The organism is Cupriavidus basilensis (assembly GCF_000832305.1).
Classification (GTDB): Bacteria; Pseudomonadota; Gammaproteobacteria; order Burkholderiales; family Burkholderiaceae; genus Cupriavidus; species Cupriavidus basilensis_F.
The window spans coordinates 543,292-557,239 of record NZ_CP010536.1; the positions used below are offsets into that span (position 1 = coordinate 543,292).

A 13,948-nucleotide genomic window follows, 5' to 3' on the forward strand; every position below is an offset into this window, starting at 1 on the left:
TGCCCGCGGCCCGCCGCCGTCAGACCCCGCTCCATTGCGCATCCACGGCTTTAGCCATTGCCAGACCGGCCAAGCAGCACGGCCCCAACACTGAAGAACCTGCATGACCCGCTTCCTGCGCCTTTGCAAGATCGTTTTCGTCATCCTCTACTACGGCCTCGACGAGCTCGTGCTGTCTGGCTTCAAGAGCCGCCGCATCCGTTTCCTGGTGCGTGTCATTACCATTGGCCGCAAGCTCGACATGCCCCGCGGCGAGCGCCTGCGCCTGGCCCTGACCCGGCTGGGCCCGATCTTCGTCAAGTTCGGCCAGGTGCTTTCCACCCGGCGCGACCTGATGCCCGAGGACATTGCCGACGAGCTCGCCAAGCTGCAGGACCAGGTGCCGCCGTTCGATTCGGTCGTGGCGGTCAAGATCATCGAGCGCTCGCTGGGCCGGAAACTGGCGACGCTGTTCGAGAGCTTCGACCACAAGCCGGTGGCCAGCGCGTCCATTGCCCAGGTTCACTTTGCCACCCTGAAGGGCGGCCCCAACCATGGCCGCGAAGTCGCGGTGAAGGTCCTGCGCCCGGGCATGCTGCCGGTCATCGACAGCGACCTGGCGCTGATGCGGGACCTGGCTGCCTGGCTTGAGCGTTTCTGGGCTGACGGCAAGCGCCTGAAGCCGCGCGAGGTCGTCGCCGAGTTCGACAAATACCTGCACGACGAGCTCGACCTGATGATCGAGGCCGCCAACGCCAGCCAGCTGCGCCGCAACTTTGCCGATACCAAGCTGCTCCTGGTGCCCGAGGTGTTCTGGGACTGGTGCAGCAGCGAGGTCTTCGTGATGGAGCGCATGCATGGGATCCCCATCTCGCGCACCGAGTCGCTCAGGGCGGCAGGCGTCGACATGCACCTGCTGGCGGAGGAGGGCGTGGAGATCTTCTTCACGCAGGTGTTCCGCGACGGGTTCTTCCATGCCGACATGCACCCGGGCAACATCCTGGTGTCGGTGGCGCCGCAGAGTTTTGGGCGCTACATCGCGCTGGACTTCGGCATCGTCGGCGCGCTGTCCGAGTTCGACAAGAACTACCTGGCGCAGAACTTCATCGCCTTCTTCCGCCGCGACTACCATCGCGTGGCGTTGCTGCACGTGGAGTCGGGCTGGGTGCCGGCCCATACGCGGGTGGAGGAACTGGAGAGCGCGGTACGGGCGTGCTGCGAGCCCTATTTCGACAAGCCGCTCAAGGAGATCTCGCTGGGCATGGTGCTGATGCGCCTGTTCCAGACCTCGCGCCGCTTCAATGTCGAGATCCAGCCGCAACTGGTCCTGTTGCAGAAGACCTTGCTCAATATCGAAGGGCTGGGGCGCCAGCTCGATCCGGACCTGGACCTGTGGAAGACCGCCAAGCCCTTCCTCGAGAAATGGATGCACGAGCAGGTCGGCTGGAAGGGCGCCTGGGAGCGCATCCAGGTGGAGGCCCCGCAATGGGCCAAGATGCTGCCTGACTTCCCGCGCCTGGCGCACCAGTTCCTCGAGCGCCGCGCCCTGGTCGACAATGGCCAGCAGGAGAAGCTGCTGGCCGCCCTGGTCGCCGAGCAGCGCCGCACCAACCGCCTGGTCGGCACGGCCTTGTTGCTGGTTGGCGGATTCATCGCCGGGGTGGTGCTGACCGAGCTGCTGGCCTGGGTTGGCTACTGGTAACGCACGGGATAGTGCCCCGAAATGCGCCCCGAATCGTGCCCCGAATCGCCCGGGTGGCGAGTGCAAGGTTGATGAAATGCAATGCAGTGGAGGCTAGCTTGACCAAATCCGATAACGCGCCGAACCAGGCTGCGGCCCCGCCAGCCTTTGCCACGCGCAACGCGGGGGATCCGGCTTTCTGGGATGAGCGCTTCGAGAAGGGCTTCATGCCCTGGGACCTGGGCGGCGTGCCGGCCGATTTCGAGGCCTTCGCCAGCGCGATGGCGCCGTGCCCAACGCTAATCCCGGGCTGTGGCAACGGCTGGGAAGCGGGGTGGCTCCATGCGCGCGGCTGGCCGGTGACCGCCATTGATTTCTCACCGGAGGCCGTGGCCAGCGCGCGCCGCTCGCTGGGGCCGGCCGGGGCCGTCGTGCACGAGGCGGATTTCTTTGCCTTCGCGCCCGAGCCTGCCTGTCAGTGGATTTACGAGCGGGCCTTCCTGTGCGCCTTGCCACCAGCCATGCGGGCCGGCTACGCCGCTCGCGTGGCGCAACTGCTGCCGCCGGGCGGGCTGCTGGCCGGCTACTTCTTCCTGGACGAGACGCGCGGCGGGCCGCCTTTCGCCATCCCCGAGGCAGAACTGCGCGCGCTGCTTGAGCCGGCCTTCGAACTGGTGCAGGCGCGGGCCGCCACGGGCTCGCTGCCGGTATTTGCCGGTCGCGAGCAGTGGCAGGTCTGGCGCCGCAGGGCTTAGGTTTCAGGGTTCAGCCGCAGGCGCCAGCCTTTGCTTCAGCCGCGCACGCGGGCGTTGTGCTTGTCGTGGTAGATCGCGCGGCTGTCGCGGTTTTCGACGCGCTGGATGCCGCGCTGCTCGCCCGCGCCGACATGGCCGTTGGCGCCGGCACGCGCTTCGCGCCGATCCACGTGGGCCTGGCCGCGTTCGAGGCTGCCGGCCTCGCGGTTGGTGAGCGAGCCGTTGGCCACGCCTTTCTTGATGCGCTGCTCTTGGTTGATATTGCGCTGCACGTCGGCCTGCATGCGCTGCGACGACGCGCTGGCGGGGTTGCCGGTGATGCCGTTATGCGTATCGTGCGCGATGTCGCGGCTCACGTTGTTCTCGGCACGCTGGATCGACGCCTGCTCGCGCGGCGAGACCGAGCCGTTGGCCAGGGCGTGCGCTTCCATGTGGTCCACGCGTGCGGTCTGCTTTTCCAGGCTGGCCGCTTCGCGCGTGCTCAGGCTGCCGGATTTCAGGCCGTTCTCGATGCGCTGTTCCTGGTTGACGTTGCGCTGCACATCCTGCGAGACCGCCGCGGTCTGGGCGCTGGCCAGGCCGGCGCCGAGCAGGCCTGCGGCAATCATCAGGGTCTTGAGCATCTTGGTTTGGCGGTTCGACATGGTGTTCTCCTTTTCCTCATTGGGTCGTGTGCGGCAGCGTGGCTCGTGGGCGCGGCGCCCGATGTTGCTGCCTTGGCTTCCTTAATGCGCGCCGGGCACGGCGCGCTGACGCAGGGTTTGTAAGCTGTGTAACCGCGCGTAAGCCGCAAGCCTTGCGCACCATGGCGGGGCGCCGAGGCCGTGGCGGGCATCCGCAGCGCAGTCCACGTCACCTGTGGCGCCGGGGCTGCACCGTGCCGGGCAATTTCCGCGTGGCAACGGGTTTTTTTCTCGCCGCGCCGCAGGCGTCGCTATAATCCGCGTTTTGATTCGGCTACGACCGCAGGCTAGCTCAGCCACCCATGCGGCCCCGACCGATGAATTGGACTCCGGGCAAGGCTGGCCGCAAATCCCGCCTCACCGGCAACCGGTTTCTCGCCGCAAGGGCACTTTGGGATAGGGCAGCAGCATGCTGATCTGGTTCGTCATCATCTATTGGGTAATCTCCGTCGGCATTGGCCTGTGGGCCGCGCTGCGCGTGCGCAACGCCACCGACTTCGCGGTCGCCGGCCGCAGCCTGCCGTTCTATATCGTCACCGCCACCGTGTTCGCGACATGGTTCGGCTCGGAGACGGTGCTGGGCATCCCCGCGGTTTTCCTCAAGGAAGGCTTGTCCGGCGTGGTGTCCGATCCTTTTGGTTCCTCGCTCTGCCTGATCCTGGTCGGCCTGTTCTTCGCGCGCCCGCTGTACCGGATGAACCTGCTCACCATCGGCGATTACTATCACAATCGCTACGGGCGGCTGGCCGAGGTGCTGACCACGCTGTGCATCGTGATGTCCTACCTGGGCTGGGTTGCCGCGCAGATCAAGGCGCTCGGGCTGGTGTTCTTCACCGTCTCGGACGGTGCGCTGTCGCAGGAAACCGGCATGATGATCGGGGCCGCCAGCGTGCTGGTGTACACCCTGTTCGGCGGCATGTGGGCCGTGGCGGTGACCGACTTCATCCAGATGATCATCATCGTGATCGGGATGCTGTATATCGGCTATGAAGTCAGCGGCCAGGCCGGCGGCGTGGCCGCGGTGGTGTCGCATGCGGCGGCGGCCGGCAAGTTTGAATTCCTGCCCTCGCTGGACCTGATCCAGATCATCGGCTTCGCGGCCGCGCTGTTCACCATGATGCTGGGATCGATCCCGCAGCAGGATGTGTTCCAGCGCGTGACCTCGTCGCGCACCGAGAAGATTGCCGGGCGCGCTTCGGTGCTGGGCGGCGTGCTTTACTTCTGCTTTGCCTTCATCCCGATGTTCCTGGCCTATTCGGCCACCATGATCGACCCGGAGATGGTGCAGAAGTACATCAACACCGATTCGCAGCTGATCCTGCCCAAGCTGATCCTGACGCACGCGCCCATGTTCGCCCAGGTGATGTTCTTCGGCGCGCTGCTGTCCGCCATCAAGAGCTGTGCCTCGGCGACGCTGCTGGCACCGTCGGTCACCTTTGCCGAGAATATCCTGCGGCCCTATTTCCGCCATCTCGACGACCGCCGCTTCCTGCGCGTGATGCAGGCCGTGGTGCTGGTGTTCGCCGTGCTGGTGACGCTGTTCGCGCTGAACTCGCATCTGTCCATTTTCCATATGGTGGAAAATGCATATAAGGTCACCTTGGTGTCGTCGTTCGTCCCGCTGGCCTTTGGCATGTTCTGGAAGCCGGCCACGCGCCAGGGCGGCCTTGCCGCGATCATCCTCGGGTTGGTTTCCTGGCTGTGCTGCGAAGTCGCCTTCGCCGACGCGGCGGTGCCGCCGCAGATGGTCGGCCTGCTGGTCTCCATTGGCGGCATGGTGTTCGGCTCGCTGCTGCCGCAGTGGATCAACGACCATCCGCGCGTCAAGGAAGTTCATCTGGCCTGAGCGTTGCGGGCATCCGGCGGGTCGCGCGTGGCTTCGAAGGCATTTCCTGCTCTTTTTCCGCCGGCCCGGCGTTCTCAGAACGGTTTATAATTCAAGGCTTTGCACCGCAAGGTGCGCGCGCGGGAGTGGCAACTTCCCGCTCGGCGCGGCCTCGCGATTCCATCCAATTTCCGTTCCAGACTCCTTGCGGAGAGCCACTATGCCGATCTATGCCTATCGTTGCGACGCCTGCGGCCACGGGCGCGATGTGCTGCAGAAAATGAGCGATGCCCCGCTCACCGACTGCACATCCTGCGGCGCGAAGGGCACGTTCAAGAAACAACTGACCGCCGCGGGCTTCCAGCTCAAGGGGTCGGGCTGGTACGTCACCGATTTCCGCGGTGGCAACAGTGGCACGTCCGCTGCGCCCGCCACCGCGGCCGCGGGCAGCGCCACCGAGGGCAAGAGCGAAGCAGCGGCACCGGCCTCGTCCGGCGCAGCCACGGATTCCTCCAGCACCGTCAGCACGGCGCCGACCAGCACTGCCGGCGGTTCCGGCAGTGCCGTCGCCAGCCATTGAAGGCAGAACGCATCGTGCCGGCGAAGAAGACTTCCGCCCTCAAGACCTGGTTCCTCACCGGGCTATTGGTGCTGGTGCCGCTGGGCATCACGCTGTGGGTGTTGAACCTGGTCATCAGCACCATGGACCAGAGCCTGGCGCTGCTGCCTGAAGCCTGGCAGCCGGTCCAGCTGTTCAAGGTGCGCATCCCGGGCCTGGGCGCCATCCTGACGGTGGTGTTCATCCTGCTGGTCGGCCTGCTGGCCCACAACTTCATCGGCCAGCGCCTGGTGCGCTGGTGGGAAGCGCTGCTGCGCCATATCCCGGTGGTCGGGCCGATCTACACCAGCGTCAAGCAGGTCTCGGATACGCTGCTCTCCTCGTCCGGTAATGCCTTTCGCAAGGCGCTGCTGGTGCAGTACCCGCGTGAGGGTTCGTGGACCATCGCATTCCTCACCGGCCGTCCCGGCGGCGATGTGCAGAATCATCTGCAGGGCGAGTATGTCAGCGTCTACGTGCCGACCACGCCTAATCCGACCTCGGGCTTCTTCCTGATGATGCCCAAGGCCGATACCATCGAACTCGACATGACCGTCGACGCCGCGCTGAAGTACATCGTCTCGATGGGCGTGGTGGCGCCGACCGAGCTGCCGCGCAAGAGCGGCTCGGTGCGCGCCGGCGAGGAGGAGGCGGAAGCCCTCGCCGAGTCCGCCGGCTCATCGCATTCAAATTGATCGCCGGCCGCATCGGCGGCCGCGTTATTCCGGGAATTCTCTTATGTCCTCCATGCGTACTCACTATTGCGGTCTCGTGACCGAACAACTGTCGGGCCAAGAAGTGGCTCTCACCGGCTGGGTGCAGCGTCGCCGCGATCACGGTGGCGTGATCTTCATCGACCTGCGCGACCGCGAAGGCCTGGTGCAGGTGGTGTGCGATCCCGATCGTCCCGAGATGTTCAAGGCCGCTGAAGAGATCCGCAACGAGTTCTGCGTGCGCATCACCGGCAAGGTGCGTCCCCGTCCGGCCGGCACCGAGAACGCCAACCTGACCTCGGGCAAGATCGAGGTGCTGTGCCATGAGCTGACCGTGCTCAACCCGTCGGTCACGCCCCCGTTCCAGCTCGATGACGACAACCTGTCCGAGACCACCCGCCTGACGCACCGCGTGCTGGACCTGCGCCGCCCGCAGATGCAGTACAACCTGCGCCTGCGCTACAAGGTGGCCATGGAAGTGCGCAAGTACCTGGACGCGCAAGGCTTCATCGACATCGAGACCCCGATGCTGGGCAAGAGCACGCCCGAAGGCGCGCGGGATTACCTGGTGCCGTCGCGGACCAACCCGGGCCACTTCTTCGCGCTGCCGCAATCGCCGCAGATCTTCAAGCAGATGCTGATGGTGTCGGGCTTCGACCGCTACTACCAGATCACCAAGTGCTTCCGCGACGAGGACCTGCGCGCCGACCGCCAGCCCGAGTTCACGCAGATCGACTGCGAAACCTCGTTCCTGAACGAGCAGGAGATCCGCGACCTGTTCGAGGACATGATGCGCACGGTGTTCAAGAACGCCATCGATGTCGACCTGGACGCCAGCTTCCCCGTGATGGAATTCCGCGAGGCCATGGCCCGCTTCGGTTCGGACAAGCCTGACCTGCGCGTCAAGCTCGAGTTCACCGAACTGACCGACGCCATGAAGGACGTCGACTTCAAGGTGTTCTCCGGCCCCGCCAACAGCGAGAACGGCCGCGTGGTCGGCCTGTGCGTGCCGGGCGGCGCCGCCATCTCGCGCAGCGAGATCGATGCCTACACCCAGTTCGTCGCCATCTATGGCGCCAAGGGCCTGGCCTGGATCAAGGTCAACGAAGTGGCCAAGGGCCGCGACGGCCTGCAATCGCCGATCGTCAAGAACCTGCACGACGCGGCCATCGCCGAGATCCTGAAGCGCACCGGCGCCAAGGACGGCGACATCATCTTCTTCGGCGCGGACAAGGCCAAGGTCGTCAACGACGCCATCGGCGGCCTGCGCCTGAAGATCGGCCACTCCGAGTTCGGCAAGACCCATGGCCTGTTCGAGGACGTGTGGAAGCCGCTGTGGGTGATCGACTTCCCGATGTTCGAGTACGACGAAGAAGATGCCCGCTGGGTCGCCATGCACCACCCGTTCACCAGCCCCAAGGACGAGCACCTGCAATACCTGGAAACCGATCCGGGCAAGTGCATCGCCAAGGCCTACGACATGGTCCTGAACGGCTGGGAAATGGGCGGTGGCTCGGTGCGGATCTTCCGTGAGGACGTGCAAAGCAAGGTGTTCCGCGCCCTGAAGATCGGCGAGGAAGAAGCCCGTGCCAAGTTCGGCTACCTGCTGGACGCGCTGCAATACGGCGCGCCCCCGCACGGCGGCCTGGCCTTCGGCCTGGATCGCATCGTCACCATGATGGCCGGCGCCGATTCGATCCGCGACGTGATCGCCTTCCCCAAGACCCAGCGCGCGCAAGACCTGCTCACGCAAGCCCCGAGCTCGGTCGACGAGAAGCAACTGCGCGAACTGCATATCCGCCTGCGCGCCGCGGAGCCGAAGACGGCCTGAGCCGGGATTCGGACTGCTTGAAAAGGCCGCGCGACAGCGCGGCCTTTTTGTTTTATTCCTTCGCCCTAAACGCTCGCCGCGGTTGCGGGCAGGCCTGCCTCTCGCCCCCTGCCCACCCGCCCCACCCACACCACGCACACCAGCGATAGCATCGCAGATCCCGCATAGAACACCGCCATCGGCCACCACTGCGGGAAGAACCTGTCCGCCAGCAGCGTTGCCAGCAGCGGTGTCAGGCCGCCGGCGAAGGCGCCGCACACCTGGTACGACAGCGAGATGGCGGTGTAGCGGATGCGCGCGGCGAACATGCCGGTGACAAAGCCGGCAATGACGGCGTAGTAGCCCGATTCGCATAGCGTGGCGATGGCGATGCCCAGGAATACCGTGTGCGGCTGCCCCATGCGCACCAGGGGCAGCATGGCGAACGGCACCACGATGGCGCAAGCGGCGACGATGGCGAGCACGCGCCAGGTGCCGAAGCGGTCCGCCAGATGCGCCGCGCCCAGTTGCACGAAGAACTGCAGTACCGCCACCCAGAACATGCAGTCGAGGATCATTGCCCGGTCCAGCGCCAGGTACTGCGTCGCATACGAGATCATGAAGATGTTGCTGAAGTACACGCCGGCGATGCCGTACACGTTGGCGCCGATCGCCAGCACGATCAGCGGCCACGCGCGTAGTGCTTCGGCCAGTGGCCGGCCGGCCACGTCGCCGGCGGCCCGCATGGCCTCGAATTCGGGTGATTCATTGACCGACCGCCGGACCACGAAGCCGACCGCCAGCAGCACCGCGCTGGCCAGGAAGGGCAGGCGCCAGCCCCATTGCATGAGGGCGTCGTGATCGAGCCGGCCCACGGCGCTGAAGGCCAGCATCGACAGGATCAGCCCGCCTGCGCTGCCCAGCTGCGCGAACGAGGCGAAGAAGGTACGCCGGCTGGCTGGCGCGTGCTCGCCTGCCAGCAACACCGCACCGCCCCATTCGCCGCCGACCGCGATGCCCTGCAGCACGCGCAGCGCCACCAGCGCCACGGGCGCGATCCATCCGGCCTGCGCATACGTAGGCAGGCAGCCGATCAGCACCGTGGCGATGGCCATCAAGGACAGCGTGCCCATGAGCGCGCGCTTGCGCCCAAGGCGATCGCCGATGCGGCCGAACAGCACGCCGCCAATGGGCCGCGCCAGAAAGCCGATGGCGAACGAGCCGAACGAGGCCAGCAGGCTCAGCAGGCGACTCTCCCCGGGGAAGAACAGCGGCCCGAACACTAGCGCCGCGGCGGTGGCGTAGCTGTAGAAGTCATACCACTCGATGGTGGTGCCGACAAAGGATGCCAGGGCCGCGCGGCGTGGCTGGGGAGCAGGCTGGGTAGTCTGCATGGTGGGTCTCCTGATGATTGTCCGGGGAGGGATTCAGGCGCCGCGGTACACGACGCCGGGCAGCACGCACAGTAGTTCGAACGCCAGATTGGCCCCGAGCAGCGCCGTGGTGCCGAACGGGTCGTACGGCGGCGATACCTCGACGAGGTCAGCGCCGACGATATCCAGCCCCCGCGCGCCACGTATGATCTCCAGCGCCTGTGGCACCGTCAGCCCGCCGATCTCCGGCGTGCCGGTGCCAGGCGCGTAGGCCGGGTCGATGCCATCGATGTCGAAACTGATGTAGACCGGGCCACCCTGCAGGCGCATGCCGATTTCCTCCATCAGCGGTGCCAGCGACCGGTACCAGCATGCTTCGGCCGTGATCACGCGAAAGCCCTGCTGGCGGCACCAGTCGAAATCCTCGGCGGCATAGCCGGTGCCGCGCAGGCCGATCTGCACCACACGGCCGCAATCGAGCAGCCCCTCCTCCACGGCGCGACGGAACGGCGTGCCGTGCGCGATCTTCTCGCCGAACATGGTGTCGTTCACGTCGGCATGCGCGTCGACATGGATCAGTCCGAGGCGGCCATGCCTGGCGTGCATGGCGCGCAGGATCGGCAGCGTGACCGTGTGGTCGCCGCCCAGCCCGATCGGGCGGCAACCCGTGGCGATGATGTCGCGGTAAGCCGCCTCGATGCGCGCGATGGCGTCATGCAGGTTGTACGGATTGGTCGCCACGTCGCCGATGTCGGCCACGCGCAGCGAATCGAAGGGGGCGGCGCGCGTGGCCATGTTGTAGGGGCGCAGCAGCACGGATTCGGCCCGGATCTGGCGGGGTCCCAGGCGCGCGCCGTTACGGTTGGAGGTGCCCAGGTCAAATGGCACGCCGACGAAGCAGGCATCCAGCCCGGCGGTGCTCGCGGCGGCGGGCAGCCGCATCATGGTGGCGATGCCGCCGAAGCGCGGCATGGCGTTGCCGGACATCGGCTGGAAGAGTCCGGCCTCATCGGCCGGGTGGCGTGGCGTATTTACATGCATGGTGATCGATTCATCGTGCCGCGCTCAGCGACACAATCTGGTGGGGAAAGCTGCATTCTTTCCGATTGCTCCGACGCGTAGAATGCGAAATCTCTGAACCAAACATTGATTCGGCTCGATGTATCGACCATGCTGGGACAACCTTCCGATCTTGACCTGCGCCTGATTCGCGTTTTCCTGGCGGTGGTGGATGCCAATGGCATCACGCCTGCGCAGGCGACGCTCAACGTCAGCCAGTCCACCATCAGCACGCAGCTTTCGACGCTGGAAACGCGCTTGGGCTACCGGCTGTGCGAGCGGGGGCGCAGCGGTTTCCGGCTGACCCCGCGGGGCCGGCAATTTGTCGAGTCCGGGCGCAAGCTGCTGACGGCGCTGGATGTCTTTGGCGCGGAAGCGCGCAAGGTGGGCCGCACGTTGGTGGGCACGCTCAGCCTGGGCTTGATCGGGCATACACCGGTGAGCGCCAATGCACGAATCAGCCAGGCCATCGAGCGCTTCCGCCAACGGGACGAATCCGTGCATTTCTCCGTGTTGGTGCGTTCGCCGGGAGAGCTGGAAGGGATGCTGCTGGACGGCAAGATCCACATGGGCATCGGCTACTTCTGGCACCGTGTGCCGGCGCTGGACTACACGACCATCTTTCACGAGACGCAGCTCGCCTATGCCGGACGCAGCCATCCGCTCTTCGAGACGGCCGCGCGTGTCGACCCGACGGTCGCGCTTGGCCATGCGTGGGCCTGGCGCAGCTATCCGCTGCCGGAGGCGGCGGGTTCGCCGACAGACCGGCTGGTGACGGCAGTGGCGGACAATATGGAAGCGGTGGCGATGCTGGTGCTGTCCGGCCGCCACCTTGGGTACTTGCCCGCGCATTTCGCGGCGCCGTACGTGCAGCAGGGACAGCTGGCCCCGCTCGCGCCGGACGCGATGCGCTATGACGTACCGTTCGACATGGCGGTGCGCCGCAAGCCGCACCGTAACGATCTTCTGGACGCCTTCATTGCCGACATGAAGGCGGCGCATGCGTGAAGCGCGGGAGATCCGCTCAAGTCCGGCGGCGCGGTCTCTGATGCGCCACGGGCCACAGCCGGCACCCACAGCCGGCACCAATCCCTGGTTTCCAATTGTTACATCGCGGAACGAAGCCTTTTCCGTCCAGTCTTCTCCCTTTATAGCGCTGAGCCGCAAGCCCAATTCGAAGGCATGACGGCCGCGCGGGAGGAATTTGCCGTGCACCTGGATGTAGAACTGATTCGCCAGTTTTTACTGGCCCATGCCGAGACCATCCTCACCTGGCTGGCGGCCGGGCTGGTGATGATGCTGCTGGCGCGCTTCGAGCTGCGGCGCGCGGTGCGCCGCTCGGCGGTGGCCATGTCGGAGTCCGTGGCGACCACGGTGGCCGCTTGTGTGCCGGATATCGCGCATGCTGCGATATCCGGCGGCGGGGGCGTGCCCATGCCGGAACCGGTGGAGATGCAGCGCGCTGAAGCCCTGCGCCGGGTGGCGCTGGATACGGTGGGCACGGTCATGGCGCGTGGGCGCTGGCTGGAGGACCTCGGTAACCTGAGGCTGGCCGACGACGCCTTGTTGCAGGGCAGCCGCACGGGCGGCGCGGATCCGTTGCTGGTGGTGGCGCCGCAGCCGGTGGTGCAGGCTTACCTGACGGCCCAGCGCAGCTTCGATGCGTACGTCGCGCAACTGCGCGACGAGCGTCGCGAAGCGCTGCGGCTGCAGGATGGCTTGCAGGCGCTGGCCGCGGAGGCCACGCATATCGAGCAGGAGACCGGCAGCATCGTGATGCGCTTCGAGCAGGTCAATGCGCAGGCCGCCCAAGGTGTCGAGGCCGGAGACTACCAGCGCTTCCTGATCCAGAAGTACAACACGCTGGGCGTGCGAGAGAAGGAGATCACGCACGAGCGCGCGCAGTTGCAGGCGCAGGTGCAGCAATGCGCGGACCGCCTGGCCGTGCATGCGCAGGTGGCGTCGCGCGAGTACACGCGCGCGCTGACCCCGTTGATGCAGCAACTGCGCGCCGCGTGGGGCCACGGCGACTCGCCTGGCGTATTCGAGACCTGGTTGCGCGAGACGCCGGCGCAGTCCAGCGTCCATGCCGCATGAATGGGCTTGGGCAGCGAGTCCGCCATCTCCGCCATGTCCGTCATGTTTCCCATGGTGCCCGGGCGCATCTGCGGTAAGCTTGGGGACGCCGTTTGTCCTATCCCCATGTCCTACAAAATCCCTGAATCCGTCCTGGTTGTGATCCACACGCCAGACTTGCAAGTGCTGTTGATCGAGCGCGCCGACCGGCCGGGCTACTGGCAGTCGGTTACCGGCAGCCTGGACACGCCCGACGAGCCGCTGGCGCTGACGGCCGCGCGCGAGGTGGCCGAGGAAACCGGCCTGATCGCCGCCGAGCACCAGCTGGACGACTGGAACCACACCATCGAGTACGAAATCTACCCGCAGTGGCGCCACCGCTACGCACCGGGCGTGACGCGCAACACCGAGCACTGGTTTGGCCTGCGTGTCGCGCAGCCGCTGCCGGTGACGCTGGCGCCGCGCGAGCACTTGCAGTATCAGTGGCTACCGTGGCGGGAGGCCGCAGCGCTGTGCTTCTCGAGCAGCAATGCCGAGGCCGTGCTGCAGTTGGGCTGGCGGGTGCGGGGGCAGCGTGCGGCCTGCGGAGCGGACCTATGAGGCTGCGCGTCGTCACCTACAACATTCACAAGGGCGTGACCGGCATCAAGGGCAAGTCGCGTATCCATAACGTGCGTGATGGCCTGCACGTGGTGAATGCCGACATCGTCTTCCTGCAGGAAGTGCAGGATCGCAATGACCGCCTGGTGGCGGCGGCCTTGTTCGACCCGGATTACACCCAGCTCAACTATCTGGCGACCGACGCGTATCCGCATTCGGCCTACGGCCGCAATGCGGTGTATGACCACGGGCACCACGGCAACGCCATCCTGTCGCGCCATCCAATCCTGATGTCGGAAAACCTCGACATCTCCGACCATCGCTTCGAGCAGCGCGGCCTGCTGCACGCGGTGGCGGATATGAACGGGGTCGAGGCCCATCTGATCTGCGTGCATTTCGGCTTGTTCGCGCGCAGCCGCGCGCGCCAGGCGGAGGCGCTCGTCAAGCGGGTGCAGGATGTGGTGCCTGCCGAGGCGCCGCTGGTGATCGCCGGGGATTTCAATGACTGGAACCACCGGCTCGACAACCTGATCTGCAACACCCTCGGGGCGATGGAAGTGTCCTCCGCGGGTGGCGCGCGGCTGCACACCTTTCCCAGCCACATGCCCTGGTGGCAACTCGACCGCATCTATGTGCGCGGCTTCGAGATCGAGCACGCCAGCGCGCTGACCGGCCGCGACTGGGCCCAGCGCTCGGACCACGTGCCATTGATGGCGGAGCTTGCACGCATTGCCGTGCCGGAGCGGCCGGTTGTCCACAAGGCCAAGGCGGGCACGACTCCCTGAGGGCTATCCTC

The 13,948-nt window shown here is 66.1% G+C and carries 13 protein-coding genes; 10 read left to right on the forward strand and 3 right to left on the reverse strand.

The window, feature by feature from the left end; all coding sequences use genetic code 11:
* Positions 1–103: 103 nt before the first annotated feature.
* Positions 104–1,681, forward strand: coding sequence for a ubiquinone biosynthesis regulatory protein kinase UbiB (gene ubiB, locus RR42_RS02415; protein ID WP_043343580.1), 1,578 nt, complete (start codon positions 104–106; stop codon positions 1,679–1,681).
* 71 nt (positions 1,682–1,752) lie between these two features.
* Positions 1,753–2,415: a methyltransferase domain-containing protein gene (locus RR42_RS02420; RefSeq protein WP_052494415.1), complete on the forward strand. Its 663-nt coding sequence runs from the start codon at positions 1,753–1,755 to the stop codon at positions 2,413–2,415.
* Between the two features lie 35 nt (positions 2,416–2,450).
* Here RR42_RS02420 and RR42_RS02425 read toward each other — a convergent pair whose 3' ends face one another.
* The gene (locus RR42_RS02425; protein WP_043343585.1) at positions 2,451–3,059 is read right to left on the reverse strand and encodes a hypothetical protein; all 609 of its coding nucleotides are present in this window, start codon (positions 3,057–3,059) and stop codon (positions 2,451–2,453) included.
* Between the two features lie 448 nt (positions 3,060–3,507).
* Between RR42_RS02425 and RR42_RS02430 the strand changes: the two genes are divergently transcribed.
* The 4 genes from RR42_RS02430 to aspS all read left to right on the forward strand — a co-directional run bounded on the left by RR42_RS02430 (position 3,508) and on the right by aspS (position 8,065).
* Positions 3,508–4,944, forward strand: coding sequence for a sodium:solute symporter family protein (locus RR42_RS02430; protein ID WP_043343588.1), 1,437 nt, complete (start codon positions 3,508–3,510; stop codon positions 4,942–4,944).
* Positions 4,945–5,143: 199 nt separating this feature from the next.
* Positions 5,144–5,503, forward strand: a complete 360-nt coding sequence (locus tag RR42_RS02435) for an FmdB family zinc ribbon protein (RefSeq protein WP_043343590.1) — start codon at positions 5,144–5,146, stop codon at positions 5,501–5,503.
* A 14-nt stretch (positions 5,504–5,517) separates the two neighbouring features.
* Positions 5,518–6,216 carry a DUF502 domain-containing protein gene (locus tag RR42_RS02440; RefSeq protein WP_043351226.1) on the forward strand — a complete coding sequence of 233 codons (699 nt, stop codon included), beginning with the start codon at positions 5,518–5,520 and terminating at the stop codon, positions 6,214–6,216.
* 43 nt (positions 6,217–6,259) lie between these two features.
* Entirely contained in the window at positions 6,260–8,065 is a 1,806-nt protein-coding gene (gene aspS, locus RR42_RS02445) for an aspartate--tRNA ligase (protein WP_043343591.1), read from the forward strand.
* A 65-nt stretch (positions 8,066–8,130) separates the two neighbouring features.
* Here aspS and RR42_RS02450 read toward each other — a convergent pair whose 3' ends face one another.
* Both RR42_RS02450 and speB read right to left on the reverse strand, forming a co-directional pair.
* Complete coding sequence (locus RR42_RS02450; RefSeq protein ID WP_043343594.1) at positions 8,131–9,438, reverse strand: MFS transporter; 1,308 nt, start codon at positions 9,436–9,438, stop codon at positions 8,131–8,133.
* A 33-nt stretch (positions 9,439–9,471) separates the two neighbouring features.
* A complete protein-coding gene (gene speB, locus RR42_RS02455; protein WP_043343597.1) occupies positions 9,472–10,458 on the reverse strand; it encodes an agmatinase in 987 nt (328 codons plus the stop codon).
* A gap of 129 nt (positions 10,459–10,587) precedes the next feature.
* On the opposite strand from speB, the gene RR42_RS02460 reads away from it, so the two are divergent.
* The 4 genes from RR42_RS02460 (at position 10,588) to RR42_RS02475 (ending at position 13,937) form a co-directional block, all read left to right on the forward strand.
* Positions 10,588–11,484, forward strand: a complete 897-nt coding sequence (locus RR42_RS02460) for a LysR family transcriptional regulator (RefSeq protein ID WP_043343601.1) — start codon at positions 10,588–10,590, stop codon at positions 11,482–11,484.
* A 201-nt stretch (positions 11,485–11,685) separates the two neighbouring features.
* The gene (locus RR42_RS02465) at positions 11,686–12,573 is read left to right on the forward strand and encodes a hypothetical protein (protein ID WP_043351229.1); all 888 of its coding nucleotides are present in this window, start codon (positions 11,686–11,688) and stop codon (positions 12,571–12,573) included.
* 105 nt (positions 12,574–12,678) lie between these two features.
* Positions 12,679–13,152, forward strand: coding sequence for a dihydroneopterin triphosphate diphosphatase (nudB, locus tag RR42_RS02470; RefSeq protein ID WP_043351230.1), 474 nt, complete (start codon positions 12,679–12,681; stop codon positions 13,150–13,152).
* Positions 13,149–13,937, forward strand: coding sequence for an endonuclease/exonuclease/phosphatase family protein (locus tag RR42_RS02475; RefSeq protein WP_043343604.1), 789 nt, complete (start codon positions 13,149–13,151; stop codon positions 13,935–13,937). The genes nudB and RR42_RS02475 overlap by 4 nt, the downstream gene beginning before the upstream one ends.
* Positions 13,938–13,948: the final 11 nt, after the last annotated feature.